This is a genomic window from Pseudomonas sp. GW821-FHT07G06, from assembly GCF_058986625.1.
The window spans coordinates 32,175-52,991 of sequence record NZ_JBYSVW010000017.1 but is presented as its reverse complement, the minus strand read 5'-3'; the positions used below and the strand labels follow the sequence as shown (position 1 = coordinate 52,991).

The following is a 20,817-nucleotide window of genomic DNA, read 5'->3' as shown; positions in this document are numbered from 1 at the left end:
AGACCGAACATGGCTTACCAACCCCAGGAAATCTTCTTCCGCTCCAACGCACCGGTCACGGTCGATGAAGACAAATGCATCGCCCACAAAGGCTGCACCGTGTGCGTCGACGTTTGCCCAATGGACCTGCTGGCGATCAACCCGGCCACGCAAAAGGCCTACATGGCGTTCGACGAATGCTGGTACTGCATGCCCTGTGAAAAGGATTGCCCGACCGGGGCTGTGAAAGTTGAAATCCCGTACCTGCTGCGCTGAAACACCGTCCCTGTGGGAGCGAGCCTGCTCGCGAAGAGGTCGGCACAGGCGACATCTCCATTGACTGATCGGACGCCTTCGCGAGCAGGCTCGCTCCCACAGTGAATCGAGTTCAAACAACCCAAAACGCCATCCGGCAACCACCGGACGCCTGATCCAGAACACCCCTCGTTTCCCACCACGCCCTGATCGTGGCGGAGACGAACATCCTATAAATGATTCGAGGGGAAACACTCATGATGTTGCGTGCAGCTTTGGCCGGTCTGGTACTGGCTTCCTTCACCCTGTCGGCCTCGGCCGAAACCATCCGCATTGCCATCGGCACCCAGGACACCACCATCAACTGCGCCGCCGGCGGATTGTTGATTCGCGAACTCGGCCTGCTGGACAAATACCTGCCCCACGACGGCCCCTACAAAGACGCCCAATACGAGGTGCAGTGGAAAAACTTCACCAGTGGCGCACCGCTGACCAACGAGATGGTCGCCGGCAAACTCGACTTCGGCGCCATGGCCGATTTCCCCGGTGCGTTCAACGGCGTGGCCTTCGAAACGGCGGGCAAGCACAGTCTGTTCATCAGCGTGTTGTCGGGCAGCACCAAGGGCAGTGGCAACGGCATCGTGGTGCCGAGTGCGTCGGGCGTGCAGTCGCTGGCCGAACTCAAGGGCAAGACCATTTCCGTGCCGTTCGCTTCCACCGCCCATGGCATGCTGCTGCGCGCCGTCGCGGCCCAGGGCTGGGACCCGCTCAAGGACGTGAATATCATCGCCCAGCCGCCGGAAGTCGCCGGTTCCGCGTTACAGGCCGGCAAGATCGATGCTCACGCCGACTTCGTACCCTTCGCCGAGCTGTTCCCCAGCCGTGGTTTCGCCCGCAAGATCTATGACGGTTCCCAGGCCGATGCGCCGACCTTCCACGGTGCGCTGGTGGATCAGGCCTATGCGAAAAAGTACCCGGAAATCGTCGTCGCTTACCTGCGGGCAAGCATCGAAGCCAACCAGCTGCTGGCGGCTGAGCCGGAGAAATACAGCGAATTGATCGCCAAGGTCACCGGGGTCGATGCCGAGGTCAACTACCTGTTCCATGGCCCCCTAGGCGTGCAGACCCGCGATCTGAGCTGGAAGCCGGAATACCGTCAGGCCGTGGGCACCGCCATCGATACCCTCAAACTGTTGAAGAAGGCCGATCGCGGTCTAGATCTCAACAGCTTCATCGACGACCAGTACATCCGCGCCGCCTTCAAGGCCTCGAACCTGGACTACAGCGCGCAGCTTGGGAATTACCAACAGACGCCGCTCAAGGCCGTCGACGCGGCAAGCGGCAAAGCCATCACCGAATTCAGCCATGTGGCGGAAATCTGGGTGCGTGGCGAGCCGAAAGTCCGTCAGTACGCCTCGGCAGAATCGGCATTTACCGCACTCACAGCGTTGAAGCAGGAAGGCAAGAGCATCCGTGCGGTGTACACCCAGGCCAGCGACAGCGGGATCAAATTGCTGGCGGATCAGGCGTGGTTTGCCACCGACGGGAAAGGGCGGCTGAGCGCGTTCCTGCTCAAAGGCCAGGCCCAACAGTTCGCCACGGCCCAGGGCGGCAAAGTATTCGACTTCACCGATGCCACGACCCAGGCCGTAGCAGTTCGCTAATCCCTAGAACACCACTGATCTCCTGTGGGAGCGAGCCTGCTCGCGAATGCGTACTGACATTCAGCATCGATGTCGACTGACCCACCGCTTTCGCGAGCAGGCTCGCTCCCACAGGGATCTCGGTTGAGAGGAATAATTGTGTACCGATCATATGCACGCTGGATTCCCAGAGCCGCTTCACTGCTGCTCTGCCTGCTGTTCTGGCAACTCGCCGCCAGCCACCACTGGAACCTTGGCCTGGTGACCTTCGCCAACGTCCCGACACCCTTGGCGGTCATTGAAGCCGCCCTCGGCCTTGGCGACTCCGGCAAACTCGCCCAGCACCTGGGCAGCAGCCTCGGCCGGGTATTCGCCGGCTACCTCGCGGCGCTGATCATAGGCGTGGCTCTGGGCCTGGCCATCGGCCGCTCGAAATGGGCCGAAGATCTGTTGCTGCCGCCCCTGGAAGTCCTGCGGCCAATCCCGGCCGTGGCATGGATTCCCCTGGCGATCCTGATGTTTCCCTCGTCGGAACTGTCGATGGTGTTCATCACCTTCACCGGTGCCCTGTTCCCGATCCTGCTCAACACCGTGCATGGCGTCGAAGGCGTCGACCCACGCCTGATCGCCTCGGCGAAAAGCCTCGGGGCAGGGCGCCGGGCAATCCTGCTGGAGGTCGTTCTGCCGGGCGCGGCGCCGAGCATCATCACCGGCCTGGCAATCGGCATGGGCACCTCGTGGTTCTGCCTGGTGACGGCGGAAATGATCTCCGGTCAATTCGGCATCGGCTATTACACCTGGGAGTCCTACACCATCCAGAACTACGCCGACATCGTCGTCGGCATGTTGCTGATCGGCGTGCTCGGCATGGGCAGCAGCCTGTTGATCAAGCGCCTGGGCGGGCTCTTCACGCCTTGGCACCGACCGCGAGGAAAAGCCTGATGAGCGTTTTTCAATACCTGGAAGGGCGTATCGATATCCGCGGGTTGTCGATCAGCCTGGGCGAGGGGCACGCGGCTTTCGAAGCGGTGCAGGGTCTCGATTGCCAGATTGAACCGGGCCAGTTCGTGTGCATTCTCGGGCCGTCCGGTTGCGGTAAGTCCACCTTGCTCGGCGCGCTGGCCGGCCACCTGCAACCGCGCACCGGCACCTTGAACGTGGATGGCACGCCAGTGTCGGGGCCATCGCCACAACGCGGCATGGTGTTCCAGCAGCACACGCTGTTTCCGTGGCGGACGGTGCGTGACAACGTGGCGTTCGGCTTGAAAATGCGTGGCGTCGGCAAGGTCGAACGGCACAAGGCGGCGGATGAAATCCTCGCCCTGGTGGGCCTCGAAGGCTTTGCCGGGCGCTGGCCCGATCAATTGTCCGGTGGCATGCAGCAGCGGGTGGAAATCGCCCGGGTGCTGGTCAACCGTCCGCGCCTGTTGCTGATGGACGAACCCTTTGGCGCCCTCGATGCCCTGACCCGGTTGAACATGCAGGAGCTGCTGCTGGACATCTGGACGCGCATCCGCACCACCGTGGTGTTTGTCACCCATGACATCGACGAAGCGCTATTCCTCGCCGACCGCTTGCTGGTCATGAGCTCGCGCCCCGGGCGAATCATCGAAGACCTGCGCCTGGACTTTCCCCGGCCGCGCAGCACGGAACTGATGACCCGCCCTGAATTCTCGCATCTGAAGCGCCATTGCCTCGAACTCCTGCGGCACGAAGACGGCCGGCAACTGCCGCGCCTGAACCCGCTCGGACTTCCCCCTGAAAACAAACTGCCGCGATTTGCCCTATGACCTCTCTATTCGATGTAACCGATAACGACGACATTCTGGCCCTGCAACCACGGCTGACCGATGACGACCCCGGCGTACGCCGGATCGCGCTGATCGAACTGGCCGATCTCGAGGAGCCGGACGGCCTGCAGTGGTTGATCGATCGACTGGCCGAAGACCCGATGGCCGAGGTGCGCGCCGAAGCCGCCCGGTTGCTGGAAGCCTGGGAGGACGCGCCCGTGGTCGAAGCCTTGTGTCAGGCCCTGACGGATCCATCCCCGGCGGTGCAGGCGGCCGCTGCGCAAAGCCTCAGCCTGCTCAAGAGCGAAGCGGCGGGGCGGGTCATTCTGCCGTGGACCGGGCACGCTGACAGCGGCGTACGCATTGCCGCGTTCAGGGCGTTGCGCGAGCTGCGTTGCCCCGATGCCGCCGATGCGGCGGCCCGGGCATTGGACGATGAAAGCGCCAGCGTGCGCCGCGAGGCGGTGGGCGTACTCGGCTGGCTCAAGCAGCTTGATGCCTTGCCGGCACTGGCGCGGCTGGCCAGCGCCGACCCGGACACCGACGTGCGGCGGGCCGCCACCGGGGCGCTGGGCCTGGCGTCTGACGCACAGGTGCTGCCGGCCCTGCGCCAGGCCTTGCGGGACGCTGCCTGGCAAGTCCGCGAAGAAGCCGCCACCACCCTGGGCAAGGTTGGCCACCCCGACGCCGGCCCGGCCCTGGTCGACGCCTTGGGCGACGATTACTGGCAGGTGCGTCTGCGCGCCACCCGCAGCCTCGGTCGCTTGCGTTATGTACCGGCGCTCGAAGCGCTGATCGACACCCTCGGCCATCGCATCAGCAACCTGCGCAAGGAGGCCGCGCTGGCTCTGGGCGAACTCAACGACCCACGGGCCATTGCACCATTGCAGGCCGCACAACACGACGGCGACCCTGAAGTGCGCAAGGCCGTGCGCATTGCTTTGAGTCAACTGCAATGAATCCGCTGGCGATTGGCAATTCCCGTATCAAACAGCAGTTGCGACTGAACTGGCCCGATGGTCGCGAACAACTGCTGGACCACGCCGAGTTGCGCCGGCAGTGCCCGTGTTCGCAGTGCCGGGCCTTTCGTATGCGGGGGATGGCGCCGTTGGTGGATGCCCGGGTGCGGGTGATTGAGTTGAACCCGCAGGGCTATGGCCTGCAACTGGTCTTCAGCGATGGGCATGAGCGGGGGATTTATCCGTGGGCGTATCTGGCTGGACTTACCGACTGAATCGAATTCCATTCCTCGGGAGTTGTCGCGGTCTGCGGCAGCTCTCCCGTACGCTTCCAGTGGTTTATGTTGCGAATACAGGTTCAGTAACGGCCCGGATAAACGCATCGTCCACAGTCTTTACTCCATACTTTTGCATGAACTCACTGCCGTTGTTAAAGCGATTGAAGCGTTGCTGGCTGATCATATAAAAATAATCACAGTGGTTAATGACTTCATCAACATTGTGCGAGGAAACCAGAATGGCGGTGCCCTCCCTGGCAGCGCCGTGAAGACATTGCCAGATATAGTGACGAAATTCTGGATCTACGCCGGCAGTAGGTTCGTCGAGAATCACAAAGTCTGCAGATATTGAAAGAAGGGAAAGCGTAAAGAACCAGCGTGTCTCTCCGTAGCTGCATAACGATGATTTTTTGTTCCATGTGTCTTGGTATCGGTCAACTATCGCTGGGCTCCAGGTACTTAGCTTTTTCAGGGTTTTATCTTGTGTCATGGGCTCGTTTGATGACAGCGCAGATACCATTTTAAAAATGTCACGCATGCGCAGCGGTGGGGGCGTGGAGATGATTTGGGAAAGGTATAAAAAGCGACTGAAGTCGTTTTTTATGATGCCGGATTTTGCTTTTTTAAGGTCGCAGACGATATCGAAAAAAGTTGTTTTTCCAGATCCGTTGGGCCCCAGAATGCCGACAATGTCGCCTTGAGCAACCTCAAGAGATGCCCGGGTCAAGAGGGGCGTGTCTGTATAGGAGAAGTCAATGTTCTGCGCCGTGAATTTTTTCATCAGTACCGGCTCCATACGGGATTGATTCTTAGGTGCTTGAACGTTTTGTACAGTGCAAATATAAACAAAAGAACTATTGCGGCTGTGATGGGTTTGTTGGGTCCAAGGCCTTGTTCCATTATTTGGCTTGCAAGTGTCAGTGGGTTTGCGAGGTTCAAAGCGTCGGTGATGGGGTTTGGTCTGCTGGCACTCATTACTCCGAGGATCAACATGCAGAACGAAAAAATGGAAAGCAAAGTGTTCGAGTTCTGAAAATTGATCGGTAGCAATGAGAAGGCAGCTCCGAGAGTGCAGAACATGATAAAGCAGATATAAAAGCGTAGTGCGAGGTTCATTAGTTCATTTAAGGCGTAGTTTCCAAATGGAAACTTGGTCGTCAAGTAAAAGGTTGCGCAATAAGATAGTGATATTAGCGAGTACGCAATGAAGTGCGATAAAAGAAAAATCAGTTTTGACTCCCTGGAGTAAATGAATGATCGAGTGAATCCGCTTTCCCTTCTTCCGATTATATAAAAGGCGAATCCGAATAGTGCGACACTTGAAGAGATGTAGGCATAAAACCATGCCGAAATCGTAATGTAATTGCTGGAGAAATAGTTGGGGTCTTGCCTGGTTATTGCAAAAAAATAGAACATTGCACAAGGGGATATCATGATCCAGAAAAAGGCGATGGGTTCTTTTAGTTGTTCTTTGATGAATATGGAGGTTAGGGAGATAGCTCTGGGGCAAATATTCTTAGTCATGATTGATTTCTCTATGGGAATGGAACCATTGTTTTTTTTCTTTCATTGTATATTTCGAGGCAAAATGTGTTTGAGTAGTCGTTGATCATGTTTATGTCTGCTGAGTTGTTCATGTGCATAAATAAAGATGGCGAAGTAAATTTACAAAATGTGTAGTTGGCTCCATCTATTTGAGTTGTTTTTATGTAGAGGTATCCTTCGAGGTTTTTGTTTCTCAAGCTTTTAATCAAGTTTTCAGTGTCCAGTTTGCAAGTTTGGATTTTTTTGCGTGAGGTGTGTGGGTGGTAGTTTAGTTGTGATGTGATTTCCTCAAATGTCTTATAGTGGTTGCACTTTACGAAGTGGCGGATATAAGAGTCCTTAAGAGAGTCTGGGTTGCCGTGAAAAACGCTAAATAAATTCATGAATCGAAATGTTTGCCATAATTCCAAAATTGACTTATTTAGTGCTTCCGCTCGATTTTCTGAGTAAGACATTCCTGCGCAGTAGTGAACGTTTCTAGTAGGGTCATTGTTCCCGTAAACTGTTAGTAGGCATACTCCTGGAAAATCATCATCAGAGATGTCTATTATTAATAGTTGTCCTGATTTTGTCAGTGCGTTGAATAGGCCATATGAAGGGAGCGTTTTTATCGCAGTTGATATTTCGGCTGGTTTGATCGTTCCTATGCATTGCTTAGTTAGCCAGAATCGAGTGAGAAATTGACGTTCTAATGATTCTTTAATAGAGCCAAGAACGGCAAGTTCTGGATTCCAATGAAAGCTGCATCCACAAGTGTCACGACTCGGGTAGATATTGTCGTCGTCGCTGTTATGGTGGGTCAGAGAGATACATACAGTAGGAATTGAGCAACATGAAAAATCAGAAATGCGTATGGCGGAGTTCATGTTAAATTTACGACTTGCCAGATTATCTAGGTTTGTGCTTTTCGCAGCGGTTTGACTGAACGCTTTGATGAAGTTTTCTACCTCTTTTGGCGTAAGACCATTCTCTAGGGGCGAAAAGCTGTCGGGTAATATTTCTAAATAGAAGTGACGTCTCTCGAAGTATTCACCCAAGGCGGTTTTTATTGATGTTGAGCTTGTGCCTATCCCTGAACCTATTGAGCTCCATTGATCGCCAATTTCCGAGCAAAAAGGGAAGTCGAAAATACATGGGGGCTGGCACCACATTTCCGCAGGCAGTGAGGGATCATTGCTGTAACTTGAAATTTTCAATTTAGCCTCCTATCAAGTGTACGCATGCAGGAAAAAATAGAGTTGGATTTAAACCGATGGCCTTACACAGCATGTTGTCGGTGTACCCAGACCACTGACGGCTTTTGATGTTTAATTGTTTGCACTGAAGATCAACTAGCATATATATTGATCCGGTTTCCATTAGCGCTAATCTGTATCCGCGATAACGATATTTGAAGAGTGTTTTTGGCATGTACATTACATAAATTATTGCCAGGCTGGGATTTCCAATTTTGCTTCCTGTGGGCAAAATAGCCTCTTTTATTACACTGGTATCGTAACTCCCCTGCATTATTTCAAATTTTCTTGAGTGTGGTAGTAGGTGTAAAATTTTTTCAGGGCATGGCCATATGTTTTTAGGTGATAGGGAGCAGCAGAATATCTCTACTGAATATAGAGCTCCTGCGCTGGGGTATCCTCTTTTATGAGTGTTTTCGCCAATGCTTAATAGTGGGCTGATTAATTTCTTTATCGACTCGAATGTTATGTATCGATCGTCGAAGAAATCGCATGATTGATTTCGATGTAAAGGGCTTGTAGGATCTAGCGCTTCGAGTTTTACCCCTTCTGTAGTGATATCCATGTCGGGATATAATTGCAGTTCGTTACCTGTTAGATCTGAAAGTAGCTGTGGTGGAAGGTTGTGCAGTAAGGAAATATTTTTAACGCAGTCATGGATTGTGAAGTTGCCTTTATTGTGGAATTCCAGGGTGTCCTCAATGACTTTCTGGTCGAGAAATTTCAGATAGTAATCATGTGGGATATTTTTCATGTTTAGATCTCAGGCAGGTACAGGAATGCCAGTGAGGGCTCAACTCTTCCGTAATCAGTCCGCTGTTTAAATTTATAGTCATCGATGCAAGAGAGTTATCTTGATATCTGAAGCCTTGATTATGCTCCGTATGAAGCTTGATTTTTTTCATCAGAGTACCTAATGCTAGGTTTCTCTGTAACAGGCTTAAGTTTTGCGCAGGTATAGTAATGTTTCGGTCAGCGCAGAAATTCAACAAGGCAGACCAGGTGTTTTTACTTTCGTTGATCTTTTCATAGTGCAATTGCCTCTCTATAAGGCAAAAGTGGCAGGCATTTCCAATGTTGGGAATGTATGGTTGACTTATGCGAAAAACATCCCCGCTTAAGTATGCTATTGAGATGGCGCTGTTTGGGGACGAATCTGCTAAGCAAAAGTATAGATTTTTAAGTTTCGAATAATTGTATTGCATGCAGACTATTTTAATTAGAAATGAATTGTCTCGGGCTCGGTCAACTAATGATTCCAAGTCGTTCACTATTTCGTGATCGAATTTTACCTCTTGATCAATGAGCGTTTTGAATTCTTCTCGGTTGCTCCAGTCATGTGCTATTAATACTTTTTTGAAGTATATTTCCGATGGTTGATCTCTAAGTCCTATGGCGAGATTTAAGAACGTATAGGTTTCTTTTGTAGGTAGTTTTTGGTCGGATACTATTTTATCGAATAGCGCTTTTGGTATCCTGGGTGGTTGTTGTTTTTTTAGTTCCTGCAGTACGATTAATAGTTTTTTTGAGTCGGTTTTTGATGCGCCATTGGTAGATATGATTAGTGATTCGTTAGGTAGGCTTATAATGTCAAATTCTGAAAATATCAGTTGCATTTATCTCCTCCTAAAGGATCTTCCGCTTTGAAAGATCCTTTTAGTCTAGGAAGCTAGTAGGCAGTTTTATTATCGGCTTCAACTACATACCTCTACAGCCACCGGTGCCACCACCGCCAGTGCCTCCTGCTCCGCCACAGCCACCATTTCCTCCACCACTACCACCGCTGCATCCGCCACCCCCACCACATCCACCGCTGCCCCCGCAACCTCCTGCACCTCCAGAGCCACCAGCGACTTGCGGATTGGGGTTTGATCCAACATTACTTCTAAAGTTGAATAGCACTTTTCCAAGTTCGTTGTTTTTCATTTTGTTCTTACTCGTTGTATTTGCCACTTGGTATTAAGTGGTGCTGCAAGAATTAGTTGAATTTATTGTTGGGTGCAAGCGAGAGAATTTTGTGTTGTAGGGGGATTCCTGCATGTTTTAAAGATACGTCCTACATGATGTTCGGAACCTTAGTGGTTTGGTTTAGTTTTAGTGAGGTTTGTTTCTAGTGTGGATCTGTAGAATTCCTTTTTGAAACTGTATTTTAGTTTTCGGAAGGCAGAAATGATCTTGCTGTGCTGAGTAAAATATTTCTGTAGGAGTAAATGTGCGTTTTGTACTTTTTTTATGGATTTTTATTTTCTTCAGAAGCTATTTTTTTAAAAAATGCGACGAACGGTAGGCCTTGTTTTTTGATTGTCCGTTTTGTTCGAGTAAGGAGCGCTGGGCTTTACGTCTGCGGGTTATCGAGTTGCCCTCGCAGGGGATGACCTGCAACTGGTCTTCAGCGATGGGCATGAGCGGGGGATTTATCCATGGGCGTATCTGGCGCAACTCACCTCTTGAGTCACTGAAATCCAATGTGGGAGCGAGCTTGCTCGCGATGAGGCCCGGTCAGTCGATACACATGTTGAATGAAAGACCATCGCGAGCAAGCTCGCTCCCACAGGTCACTGGTCCTGCCACCAGATGATTGACGGTTCTTGCCAGGCAAAAGCCAAAAGAGTACAAATGTACTCCATGACGACTCTGACTCCCCGCCGTACCGCCATCCTGACCTTTATCCGCGATCGCATCGCCGAGCACGGTCAGCCTCCGAGCCTCGCCGAGATCAGCGAGGCGTTCGGTTTCGCCTCCCGCAGCGTGGCGCGCAAGCATGTGCTGGCGCTGACCGAAGCCGGGTTTATCGAGGTCAACCCGCATCAGGCCCGGGGCATTCGCCTGCTCGGGCGGCCGCCGCGTCCCGAGTTGCTGGACATCCCGGTGCTTGGTCGGGTGGCGGCCGGTGCGCCCATCGGGGTCGATGCGCAAGTCCATAGCCGCTTGCTGCTCGATCCGTCGATTTTCTCGCGGGTGCCGGACTACATGTTGCGGGTGCGCGGTGACTCGATGATCGAGGACGGCATTCTCGACGGCGATCTGGTGGGCGTGCACCGCAACCCCGAGGCGCTCAACGGCCAGATCGTCGTGGCGCGGCTCGACGGTGAAGTCACCATCAAGCGCTTCGAGCGGGTCGGCGATGTGGTTCGCCTGCTGCCGCGCAACCCGGCCTACCAGCCGATCATTGTGCACGCCGATCAGGACCTGGCCATCGAAGGCGTGTTCTGTGGCCTGGTGAGGCAAGGCTGATGGGGGCCGTCGTTGCGCTGGATACGCTGTTCAATGGCGGCCAGGTCTGGAGGGGCCGGGCTGCGCCGCCGGCCGCCAGCCCGCAGCCCACCGGGCATGCCGCACTGGACGCGGCATTGCCCAGCGGCGGCTGGCCGGAGGCGGCGCTGACGGAAATCCTGCTGGCCGGGCAGGGCGTGGGCGAGTTGCAACTGGTGTGGCCGACGCTGGCACGGCTGTCGGCGGCGGGCGAACGCATCGTGCTGGTGGCGCCGCCTCATGTGCCGTATCCCCAGGCGTGGCAGGGCGCCGGGGTCGATCTGCGTCAGCTGTCGATCATCCGGGCCAGCGAGCGCGATGCGCTGTGGGCCGCGGAGCAATGCCTGCGTTCGGGCAGTTGCGGCGCGGTGCTGTGCTGGCCGCACAAGGCCGACGACCGCGCCTTGCGCCGCTTGCAGGTGGCGGCGGAAACCGGCCAGACCCTGGCCTTCGCCTATCGCCCCCTCAGTGAAGCGATCAACCCTTCGCCGGCGGCCCTGCGCATCGCCATCGATGCCCGGCCGGCACAGCTGCGCGTGCTCAAGTGCCGTGGCGGCCTGGCCCGTTCGGCGCCGATCGCCTTCGCCGTGGGGCATTGAGGTTGCCATGCGCTGGGTCTGCATTGTTTTCCCGCAACTGGCGCTGGACGCGGCATTGCGTCAGCGCGCCGATCCTGATGAGCCCCTGGCGTTGCTGACCGGCCCGGCCCAGCGCCGGGTGCTGCAGGCCGTCAACGCTGCGGCGCGGGCGCTGGGTTTGCGTCCCGGCCAGTCCATGAGCGCGGCACAGGCCTTGAGCAAGGGGTTTGCCACGGCTGAATACGACGCCGGTGAAATCGAGCGCTGGCAGCAGTTTCTCGCCGCCTGGGCCTATCGCTTCAGTTCCCAGGTCAGCGTGCATTACCCCCGGGCCGTGGTGTTCGAGATCGAATCCAGCCTCGGCCTGTTCGGCGCCTGGCCGCAATTCGAAGCGCTTTTGCGCCGTGAGCTCGGCGAACTGGGGTTTCGGCACCGCATCGTGGCCGCGCCCAACCCGGTGGCGGCGCGGGTGCTGGCCAATGCCTATGACGGCCTGGTGGTACCGGATGATCAAGCCTTGCAGCATCACCTGGGGCAGATGCCCGTCGACCGGATCGGCCTCGAAGCACAGGTCGCCACGGCCTTGTCGCGCATGGGCCTGCGCACCTTGAGCCAGGTGCAGGCGTTGCCCCGGCAGAGCCTGGCCCGGCGTTTCGAGGCCCAGGTGCTCAAGCATCTGGATGCCCTGTTGGGTGTGCGGCGGCTGGCGCTGGCGTTTTACCTGCCGCCGGACCGCTTCGATGTGCGTATCGAGCTCAATTTCGATGTGCAGTCCCATCAAGCCCTGCTGTTTCCGTTGCGCCGGTTGACGGGCGACCTGTCGGCGTTCCTGTGCGGTCGCGACAGCGGCGTACAGCGTTTCGACCTGCGTCTGGAGCACGCCGGGTTGCCGGATACGCTGATCAAGGTCGGCCTGCTCAGCGCCGAGCGCGATCCGGCGATGCTCTTCGAACTGGCCCGGGGGCGGCTGGAGCACGTCCAGGTCGAGGCGCCGGTGCGCGGCTTTCGCTTGTGTGCCGAGGATTTGCCGACCTTCGTGCCCCAGCATCAGGAACTGTTCGACGATCGCCCGCAGCAGTCCTTGCCCTGGGAGCAACTGCGCGAACGCCTGCGGGCACGGCTGGGGGATGACGCGGTGCATGGCCTGCGCTTCCAGGCCGATCACCGCCCCGAGTGCGCGTGGCAGGCCAGTGCCGACAGCCAGCCTTGCGCAGCGCCGGGCGCCGTGAAACGGCCGGGCTGGCTGCTGACCGAGCCGCTGGCCGTGCATCAGGGGTCGGCGCGCATCCTCATGGGGCCGGAGCGTATCGAGTCCGGCTGGTGGGACGGTGACGACGTACGCCGCGACTATTACCTGATCGAAACCCGTGCCGGCCAACAGGGCTGGGCCTACCGGGCGGTCGGCGAGGACGGCCCGTTGTGGTTGCAGGGCTGGTTCGCATGAGCCGCGAGTATGCCGAATTGCACTGCCTGTCGAACTTCAGTTTCCAGCGCGGTGCCTCCAGTGCCCTCGAGCTGTTCCAGCGCGCGAAAAAACAGGGTTACCAAGCCCTGGCGATCACCGACGAATGCACCCTGGCGGGCATCGTTCGTGCCTGGCAAGCGGCGAAGTCCGTGGAGTTGCCGCTGATCATCGGCAGTGAAATACGCATCGAGAACGGTCCGAAACTGGTGCTGCTGGTGGAGAGCCTCGAGGGCTATCAGGCGCTGTGCCGATTGATCACCCGCGCCCGGCGCCGCACGCACAAAGGCCAGTATCAGGTGCTGCGCGAAGACTTCGGCGAACCGTTGCCGGGGCTATTGGCGTTGTGGGTGCCGGACACTGTCGATGCCTTTGCACAGGGCCACTGGCTCAAGCAGGTCTTCGGCGAACGCCTGTGGCTGGCGGTGCAGTTGCATCGCGGTCAGGACGATGGGCAACGCCTGAACGATTTGCTCACACTGGCTCGGGAACTGCGAATTCCAGCCGTGGCCAGTGGCGATGTGCACATGCACGCACGCGGGCGCCGGGCCTTGCAGGACACCATGACCGCGATCCGTCACCACCTGCCGGTGGCCGATGCCGGGTTGCGCCTGCACCCCAACGGCGAGCGCCATCTGCGCAGTCTCGATGTGCTGCAGGCGTTTTACCCGCCAGACTTGCTGGCGCAAACGCTGGTCATTGCCCGGCGCTGCACCTTCGACCTCGGCCAGCTGCGTTATCAATACCCCCGCGAACTGGTGCCGCAAGGGCACTCGGCCACCTCGTGGCTGCGTCATTTGGCCGAGGAAGGCATCGAGTGGCGCTGGCCAAAAGGGCCGAAAAGCGAAGTGTTGGTGCAGATCGATAAAGAGCTGCAACTGATCGCGGAACTGGGCTATGAAAGTTATTTCCTGACGGTCCACGACATCGTTCGCTTTGCCCGCCAGCAACAGATTCTTTGTCAGGGTCGTGGTTCTGCCGCCAACTCGGCAGTGTGCTTCGCCCTGGGGATCACCGAAATCGATCCGGATCGCACCACGTTGTTGTTCGAGCGCTTTCTGTCCAAGGAACGTAACGAACCGCCGGACATCGACGTCGATTTCGAACATGAACGCCGCGAAGAAGTCTTGCAGTACGTGTTCCAGCGTTATGGCCGGGCTCGCGCCGCGCTGACGGCGGTGGTCAGCACTTACCACGCCGCCGGTGCGGTACGGGATGTGGCCAAGGCATTGGGCTTGCCGCCGGACCAGATCAACGCCCTGGCCGATTGCTGCGGTCACTGGAGCGATGAAACGCCCCCCGTCGAACGCCTGCGTGAAGGTGGTTTTGACCCGGAGAGCCCGGTGCTGCACCGGGTGCTGAGCCTGACGGGGCAGTTGATCGGCTTCCCCCGGCATTTGTCCCAGCACCCCGGCGGTTTCGTGATTTCCGAGCAGCCGCTGGACAGTCTGGTGCCGGTGGAAAACGCCGCCATGGCCGAGCGCACCATCATCCAGTGGGACAAGGATGACCTCGACGCCGTGGGCCTGCTCAAGGTCGATATCCTGGCGCTGGGCATGCTCAGCGCGATTCGTCGATGTTTCGATCTGCTGCGCCGGCACCGGGGCCTGGACCTGAGTCTGGCGACCATCCCGGCCGAGGATGCGGCCACCTACGAAATGATCGGTCGGGCCGACACCATCGGCGTGTTCCAGATCGAGTCCCGGGCGCAGATGTCGATGTTGCCGAGGCTCAGGCCCAAGACGTTTTACGACCTGGTGATCGAGGTCGCCATCGTTCGGCCGGGGCCGATCCAGGGCGGCATGGTGCACCCGTACCTGCGGCGACGGAACAAGGAAGAGCCGGAGGCGTACCCGTCGCCGGAACTGGAAGTGGTGCTCAAGCGTACCCTGGGCGTGCCGCTGTTTCAGGAGCAGGTGATGCAGATTGCTATCGTCGCCGCCGACTACAGCCCCGGCGAGGCCGATCAGCTACGCCGCTCCATGGCCGCGTGGAAACGTCACGGCGGGCTCGAACCGCACAAGGAGCGGCTGGCCGCCGGCATGAAGAAAAACGGCTACACCGCCGAGTTCGCCGCGCAGATCTTCGAGCAGATCAAGGGCTTTGGCAGCTACGGTTTCCCCGAGTCCCACGCCGCCAGCTTTGCCTTGCTGACTTACGCCAGTTGCTGGTTGAAATGCCACGAGCCGGCGGCCTTCGCCTGTGCGCTGATCAACAGCTGGCCGATGGGGTTCTACAGCCCGGACCAGATTCTGCAGGACGTTCGGCGTCATCATTTGCAGGTTCGCCCGGTGGACGTGCGCGCCAGTGACTGGGACTGCAGCCTGGAACCGATCAGCGGTGCGCAACCGGCGATTCGCTTGGGGCTGCGCATGATCAAGGGCTTTCGCGAGGACGATGCCCGACGCATCGAAGCGGCCCGTTCGCAAGGCGCGTTCGCCGACATCGCCGACCTCGGCGAGCGGGCGCGACTCGATGCCCGCGCCCAAGAGCAACTGGCCGATGCCGGTGCGTTGCGTGGCCTGGCCGGCGACCGCCACCGGGCACGCTGGGAAGTGGCCGGGGTACAAAAGCAGCTGGGGTTGTTTGCCGGCCTGCCGAGCCAGGAGGAGGACGCGGTGGCGCTGCCCAAACCCACCGTGGGCGAGGACCTGCAAGCCGATTACGCCAGTGTCGGCACCACCCTCGGGCCGCATCCGCTGGCCCTGTTGCGGGGTGAGTTGAAGGCGCGGCGCTGCCGCAGTTCGAAAGAATTGCTGGACGTCGATCACGGTCGGCCGGTCAGCGTCGCCGGGCTGGTCACCGGCCGGCAACGCCCGGCCACCGCCAGCGGCGTGACCTTCGTCACCCTCGAGGACGAGTTCGGCAACGTCAACGTGGTGGTATGGCGCGACCTGGCCGAGCGCCAGCGCCAGGTGCTGGTCGGCTCGCAGCTGCTCAAGGTCGATGGGCGCTGGGAGAAGGAGGGCGAGGTCCGGCATCTGATAGCCGGGCGCTTGAGTGACCTGAGTGCGTTGCTCGATGGCATCACTGTGCGTAGCCGGGACTTTCATTGAGTCACAGGGCTTCAGGGCGTTGAGTGTCGGCAGCAAAGTCGGTGAGTAGCTGGCCTGTTGCCACAGGGCGTTCGATCATGGGCAAGTGGTTGCAACTTTAAGGGTGACAGCCTGCCCGCGCCTGCCGCAACCTCTGTAGGAGCTGCCGGAGGCTGCGATCTTTTGATCTTCAGCGGTCTTGAAGCCGCCAGAAGCAAGATCAAAAGATCGCAGCCTTCGGCAGCTCCTACATGGAATCTATGCAGAAATTATTTGGCCAGTGGCCAAAACCGCTCGCCACCGCCCGGGGCATCCGTCCACGCCTGTAACGAGCGCGTCGGCAAATCGAAGTAATCCCGCGTGCGCGCATAGCCATGGCCACCCATGCGTCCGATGGCATCAAGTCCCAACTGATCGATGTACAGGGTTTTCGGGTCGATCAGTTCGTCACGCACATGCGCCATCAACACTTCACCAAAGATGATCTCCCGGGATTGGCCGATGGACAGCGCCATCATCCGCCGGCACTCCAGCGCCACCGGGGCTTCGCCGATGCGCGGGCATTTGACCGTGGTGCCGGGGATGGCAGTGAGGCCGGCGGCGGTCAGTTCGTCGAAGCCGGGGGCGAAGGGCACGGCACAGACGTTCATGGCCTCCACCAGCGCGTCGCTGACAATGTTCACGGTGAATTCCTGATTGAGCTGGATATTGCGGGTGGTGTCCTTGGGACTTTGGTCGCCGTAGTTTTCCACGCCAAGGGCGAGGATGGGCGGATCGGCCGACAGTGCATTGAAAAAGCTGAATGGCGCCGCGTTGATCCGGCCTTCGCCGTCGACGGTGGTGACCAGGGCAATCGGTCGGGGCACGACGCTGCCGATCAGAATCTTGTATTTGTCCCGTGGGCTCAGTGTGCTGAAGTCAAAGCTTTGCATAGGCAGAATTCCCTAAAGGAGAGGCTCGATCGCGCTCAGTGGCGTCTGTGCGCTGTAGTCGTCGGCGAACGGGATGGCCGGCTGGAACAGGCTTTTCCAGTCCGGTTGGCCGAAGGCCCGGTCGCTGTGGCTGCGCATCAGTTTTTCGAATTGGCGTTGGGCCTGGCGTTGCAGGGTGGGGTAGTCGACGCCCTCGACCTGGCCGTCCTGCATCACACAGCGGCCATCGATGTAGCTGGCGATGCAGTCGTCGCCGCGACCGGCCAGTACAAGATTTTTCAGCGGGTCGAACAAAGGCCCAAGGTGCATCCCGCGCAGGTTGAACACGCTGATGTCGGCCTTGCAGCCCGGTGCCAGTCGGCCGAGATCGTCGCGGCCCAGAGCCCTGGCGCCGCCGAGGGTCGCGGCGTTGTACATATCGAGTGTGCTGGTCAGTGAGTTGCCGCCCTCCATCAGTCGGGCGATGTTCAGGCCCTGGCGCATGTTGTCGAGCAAGTCCGCCGGCCAGGTATCGGTACCGAGGGCGAAGTTGACGCCCCTGGCCCGATAGCGGCCAAACGAATTCAAGGCCTCGCCGTCCCGGGCAAACACCACCGGGCAATGCACCAGGCTCGCGCCGCCATCCACCACACGTTGCAGGTCGTCATCGCCCTGGGTGTAGATGCCATGGGGCAGCAGGCTGCGCGGGTTCAGCAGCCCGAGTTGCTGCAACCAGCCCAACGGCGAGGTGCCGCGCAGTTGCTCGACCATCGCCACTTCACCGAGGCCCTGGCAGCAGTGCAGGCGCATTGGTGCGTTCAGTTCCCGACTCAGCGCGGCGGTGCGTTGCAGCAGCGCCGGGGTGCAGGTCTGGATGCGATCGGGCAACAGTGCACCACGAATCAGGCCGTTGTTCGCGCCGTCGAAATCCCGGAAAAACCGTTCGGCGGCATCGAGACCGGCCATGCCCCGGGTTTCGTCCCAGTGGTGCGCCAGGGTGCCATCGGCGCGCCAGTAACTCATGCCGCTCATATAGCAAGGCCCCAGGTAAGTGCGCAGTCCCAACTCGGCCGCCACGCCGGCGACCGCCGCAAACTCGTCGTAGGTCTCGGCCCACTCGCGGTAATACATCGAGGTGATCGGCATGGCCGTGGTGATGCCGTTGCGGATCAGTTGCGTGAAGGCGTAGCGGTATTTGAAGACTTCTTCTTCGGGGCTGTAACTTTCCCGCGATCCGCGCGCCAGATACTGCGCCGACCACATCCGGCCCATGTCGCGCTCGTCGCCGTTGTCCAGGGTCAATACCGTGGAGTCGAGATCGCCAAGGGCATCCAGATCGATGAAGCCGGGGCCGATCAGTGCGTTGCCGTAATCGATCCACTGATCCACCGGGCCCGGATAACCGCGCCCGACAAACTCGATGCGCGAGCCTTCGAACACCACTTCGCCGTCGCGCCACAGCACATGCTGCGTGCCGTCGAAGCCGACCACGCAACTGGCCCGCAAGCCGATGCGCTTCACAGGCGGCTTTCCAGCAAACGACCACCCGCAGCGATCAAACGACCCGCGCGATAGACTTGACGCGGCGGTCGCGAAACCACCGCTTCACCCAACGTTTGCACGGGCATCAGCAGGAAGTCCGCCGGCTGGCCGATCTGCAGGCGATTGGCTTCGCAACCCAGCGCCTGGGCGCCATTGACGGTTGCCGCGTCGAACGCCGCTGCCAGTTCTTCGTCCTTGTTCAAATCGAAACGGAACGCCAGCAGCATAGCGCGCTCCAGCATGTCGCCGTTGCCCATGGGCGACCAGGCATCACGAATGCCGTCCGAGCCCAAACATACATTTACGCCGGTTTCGTGCAGGGCCAGGAACGGCGGCACCGCGCAATCGGCCGGGGCCGAGCTCATCAGCGAAATACCCAGTGTCGCCAGGCGCTCGGCCACCGGTTTGACCTGGCTCCACGGCAGCATGCCGAGGCAGTAGGCATGGCTGATCATCACTCGACCTTGACGGCTGAAACGCTCGGCGTAGTCGGCGATCAGGGCGATCTGCCACAGGCCCAGCTCGCCCTTGTCATGCAGGTGAATGTCGACGCCACGGTCAAATTCGCTGGCCAGCTGGAAGACGAAATCCAGTTGGGCAATCGGGTCGTTGTCGATGCCGCACGGGTCCAGGCCACCGACGTTCTCCACGCCCAGGGCCATGGCTTCGCGCATCAGCTCGGCGGTGCCGGGGCGGCTGATCAGGCCGGTTTGCGGGAACACCACCAGTTGCAGGTCGATCAGGTCGCGGTATTGTTCGCGCAGTTGCTGCATGGCCTCGACATGGCGCAGGCCGAATTCCGGGTCGATGTCGACGTGGCAACGCATGGTCAGCGAGCCACGGGCGATGCAGTTTTCCAGCAGGGCGCCGGCCCGTTGGGCGATGGGGGTGGTGACTTCACGCAGGATGCGCCGTTCGTTGGCGATGTAGTCCTTGAGGGTCGGACCGGCGCTGTTGGGGCGCCAGGGCTGGCCCCAGAGGGTTTTGTCCAGGTGTACGTGGCTTTCCACCAGGGCGGGGGTGAGCAACTGGTCCTGGCCGTCGATGTCGGTGGCGGCCAGGGCCTCGTTCGAAGCCGGACGGCGTTGGGTGAACCGGCCGTTTTCGATCAGCAGGTCTTCGGCGGGGGTGCCGTAGGGGCGTACGTTGCGTAGCCAGCGGGGGTGGGTCATACAAACCTCAAATTCGATGTTGTCTGGACGGGCGTCTTCGCGAGCAGGCTCGCTCCCACAATGGAATGCATTTCAAATGTGGGAGCGAGCCTGCTCGCGAAGGCCGCGACTCGGTTTCGGATCAGCCCTTGAGCTTCGCCCAAATGCGGTCCTGTAGTTCCCGCGCCTTGTTGCTGCATTCCTTTTCAGGACGCAGGCGCGAGGCGAATTCGTCGGGCATGTTGATGGCATCCATCACCCGCCATTTGGCGTCGATCAGCTTGTCGCTCTGGATGCCGTTGTCGTAGGCGATGGCGTTGGACACGGCGGCGGCGTTTTCCGGTTTCATCATCCAGTCGATGAAAATCTTTGCGTTGCCGGGGTGTGGCGCGCTCTTCGGTACGGCGAAGTTGTCCTGGAACATCGCCAGGCCTTCCTTCGGATAGACGTACTTGATGGTGCTTTTTTGCAGGGTGGCGCGGGCAGTGGAGCCGTTCCAGTTCTGCATCATGATCACTTCACCGGAGGCCATGCGGTCGACGGTGTTGTCCGAGCTGTACATCTTCAGGAAGGGTTTCTGTTTCTGCAGCAGTTCGAGGATGCGCTTGGCGTCCTGCGGGTTTTCGCTGCATTCGTCGACATTCAGGTAGTGGCTGGCGGCGTTGATCACGCTGCTGGAGGTGTCGAGGGCGGCGAGCTGGCCTTGCAGTTCCTTGCGCGGCTCGAAGAACTCTTTCCACGAGTCGTCGAGCTTGCCGCCGGGCACCCGGGCGCTGTCATAGGAGAACCCGGTGGTGCCCCACAGGTACGGCGCCGAGAACTTGCGGCCCGGGTCGAAACTCGGGTCGCGGAACGCCGGCTTGACGTACTGGAAGTTGGGCAGGGCCGAGGCGTCGATTTCCAGCAGCAGGTCCTGGTTGATCAGGGTGCGCATGATCGATTGCGACGGCACGATCACGTCGTACGCCGCGCCGCCGGCCTGCAGTTTGGCCAGCAGGGTTTCGTTGCTGTCGTAGCCGTCCATGGTGACCTTGATGCCGGTCTCCTTTTCGAACTTGGCCAGCAGGTCGACCGGGTAATAATCGGTCCAGTTGTAGAAGAACAGCTCCTTGGGCTCGGCGGCCTGGGCGGTAAAAACGGTGAAGCAACTGAGGGCCAGACCGGCAATGCCGTAACGCATGTTTTTATTTTTCATAGAGCGC

Annotated in this window: 19 protein-coding genes and 1 pseudogene; 11 read left to right on the top strand and 9 right to left on the bottom strand. The window is 58.7% G+C overall.

Annotated features, from left to right (window positions below):
* The first annotated feature begins 9 nt into the window (after window positions 1-9).
* The 6 genes from AC3WJW_RS24165 (at window position 10) to AC3WJW_RS24140 (ending at window position 4,901) form a co-directional block, all read left to right on the top strand.
* On the top strand, window positions 10-255 hold the full coding sequence (locus AC3WJW_RS24165) for a 4Fe-4S dicluster domain-containing protein (RefSeq protein ID WP_003180418.1): 246 nt from the start codon (window positions 10-12) through the stop codon (window positions 253-255).
* Window positions 256-491: 236 nt separating this feature from the next.
* The gene (locus AC3WJW_RS24160; RefSeq protein WP_493727680.1) at window positions 492-1,898 is read left to right on the top strand and encodes an ABC transporter substrate-binding protein; all 1,407 of its coding nucleotides are present in this window, start codon (window positions 492-494) and stop codon (window positions 1,896-1,898) included.
* A gap of 138 nt (window positions 1,899-2,036) precedes the next feature.
* Entirely contained in the window at window positions 2,037-2,819 is a 783-nt protein-coding gene (locus AC3WJW_RS24155) for an ABC transporter permease (RefSeq protein WP_493727679.1), read from the top strand.
* The gene (locus AC3WJW_RS24150; RefSeq protein ID WP_493727678.1) at window positions 2,819-3,667 is read left to right on the top strand and encodes an ABC transporter ATP-binding protein; all 849 of its coding nucleotides are present in this window, start codon (window positions 2,819-2,821) and stop codon (window positions 3,665-3,667) included. Before AC3WJW_RS24155 ends, AC3WJW_RS24150 begins: the two co-directional genes overlap by 1 nt.
* The gene (locus AC3WJW_RS24145; protein ID WP_493727677.1) at window positions 3,664-4,626 is read left to right on the top strand and encodes a HEAT repeat domain-containing protein; all 963 of its coding nucleotides are present in this window, start codon (window positions 3,664-3,666) and stop codon (window positions 4,624-4,626) included. Before AC3WJW_RS24150 ends, AC3WJW_RS24145 begins: the two co-directional genes overlap by 4 nt.
* Window positions 4,623-4,901, top strand: coding sequence for a DUF971 domain-containing protein (locus AC3WJW_RS24140; RefSeq protein ID WP_493727676.1), 279 nt, complete (start codon window positions 4,623-4,625; stop codon window positions 4,899-4,901). The genes AC3WJW_RS24145 and AC3WJW_RS24140 overlap by 4 nt, the downstream gene beginning before the upstream one ends.
* A 64-nt stretch (window positions 4,902-4,965) precedes the next feature.
* Here the strand turns inward: AC3WJW_RS24140 and AC3WJW_RS24135 are convergent, their stop codons facing one another.
* The 5 genes from AC3WJW_RS24135 to AC3WJW_RS24115 form a co-directional block, all read right to left on the bottom strand.
* On the bottom strand, window positions 4,966-5,685 hold the full coding sequence (locus AC3WJW_RS24135; protein ID WP_493727675.1) for an AAA family ATPase: 720 nt from the start codon (window positions 5,683-5,685) through the stop codon (window positions 4,966-4,968).
* A 754-nt stretch (window positions 5,686-6,439) separates the two neighbouring features.
* Complete coding sequence (locus AC3WJW_RS24130; RefSeq protein WP_493727674.1) at window positions 6,440-7,645, bottom strand: YcaO-like family protein; 1,206 nt, start codon at window positions 7,643-7,645, stop codon at window positions 6,440-6,442.
* Window position 7,646: 1 nt separating this feature from the next.
* Complete coding sequence (locus tag AC3WJW_RS24125) at window positions 7,647-8,438, bottom strand: nitroreductase family protein (protein ID WP_493727673.1); 792 nt, start codon at window positions 8,436-8,438, stop codon at window positions 7,647-7,649.
* The gene (locus AC3WJW_RS24120) at window positions 8,419-9,300 is read right to left on the bottom strand and encodes an McbB family protein (protein WP_493727672.1); all 882 of its coding nucleotides are present in this window, start codon (window positions 9,298-9,300) and stop codon (window positions 8,419-8,421) included. The genes AC3WJW_RS24125 and AC3WJW_RS24120 overlap by 20 nt, the downstream gene beginning before the upstream one ends.
* A 78-nt stretch (window positions 9,301-9,378) precedes the next feature.
* Complete coding sequence (locus AC3WJW_RS24115; RefSeq protein WP_157222727.1) at window positions 9,379-9,561, bottom strand: hypothetical protein; 183 nt, start codon at window positions 9,559-9,561, stop codon at window positions 9,379-9,381.
* 461 nt (window positions 9,562-10,022) lie between these two features.
* Between AC3WJW_RS24115 and AC3WJW_RS24110 the strand changes: the two are divergent.
* The 5 genes and pseudogenes from AC3WJW_RS24110 to AC3WJW_RS24090 all read left to right on the top strand — a co-directional run.
* A pseudogene (locus tag AC3WJW_RS24110) lies at window positions 10,023-10,135 on the top strand (gamma-butyrobetaine hydroxylase-like domain-containing protein); the annotation flags it as partial.
* A 165-nt stretch (window positions 10,136-10,300) separates the two neighbouring features.
* Entirely contained in the window at window positions 10,301-10,918 is a 618-nt protein-coding gene (lexA, locus tag AC3WJW_RS24105; RefSeq protein WP_493727671.1) for a transcriptional repressor LexA, read from the top strand.
* Complete coding sequence (imuA, locus tag AC3WJW_RS24100) at window positions 10,918-11,535, top strand: translesion DNA synthesis-associated protein ImuA (protein ID WP_493727670.1); 618 nt, start codon at window positions 10,918-10,920, stop codon at window positions 11,533-11,535. Before lexA ends, imuA begins: the two co-directional genes overlap by 1 nt.
* A 7-nt stretch (window positions 11,536-11,542) precedes the next feature.
* Window positions 11,543-12,958 (top strand): Y-family DNA polymerase, encoded by a 1,416-nt coding sequence (locus AC3WJW_RS24095; RefSeq protein ID WP_493727669.1) that lies wholly within the window; start codon window positions 11,543-11,545, stop codon window positions 12,956-12,958.
* The gene (locus AC3WJW_RS24090) at window positions 12,934-16,032 is read left to right on the top strand and encodes an error-prone DNA polymerase (protein ID WP_493727668.1); all 3,099 of its coding nucleotides are present in this window, start codon (window positions 12,934-12,936) and stop codon (window positions 16,030-16,032) included. The genes AC3WJW_RS24095 and AC3WJW_RS24090 overlap by 25 nt, the downstream gene beginning before the upstream one ends.
* Before the next feature lie 248 nt (window positions 16,033-16,280).
* On the opposite strand, the gene AC3WJW_RS24085 is transcribed toward AC3WJW_RS24090, so the two are convergent.
* The 4 genes from AC3WJW_RS24085 to AC3WJW_RS24070 all read right to left on the bottom strand — a co-directional run bounded on the left by AC3WJW_RS24085 (window position 16,281) and on the right by AC3WJW_RS24070 (window position 20,810).
* Window positions 16,281-16,943, bottom strand: coding sequence for a flavin reductase family protein (locus AC3WJW_RS24085; RefSeq protein ID WP_007973324.1), 663 nt, complete (start codon window positions 16,941-16,943; stop codon window positions 16,281-16,283).
* Window positions 16,944-16,955: 12 nt separating this feature from the next.
* Complete coding sequence (locus AC3WJW_RS24080) at window positions 16,956-18,443, bottom strand: amidohydrolase family protein (RefSeq protein WP_493727667.1); 1,488 nt, start codon at window positions 18,441-18,443, stop codon at window positions 16,956-16,958.
* Window positions 18,440-19,636, bottom strand: coding sequence for an amidohydrolase family protein (locus AC3WJW_RS24075; RefSeq protein WP_493727666.1), 1,197 nt, complete (start codon window positions 19,634-19,636; stop codon window positions 18,440-18,442). Before AC3WJW_RS24075 ends, AC3WJW_RS24080 begins: the two co-directional genes overlap by 4 nt.
* A gap of 121 nt (window positions 19,637-19,757) precedes the next feature.
* Window positions 19,758-20,810: an extracellular solute-binding protein gene (locus AC3WJW_RS24070; protein ID WP_493727665.1), complete on the bottom strand. Its 1,053-nt coding sequence runs from the start codon at window positions 20,808-20,810 to the stop codon at window positions 19,758-19,760.
* Window positions 20,811-20,817: the final 7 nt, after the last annotated feature.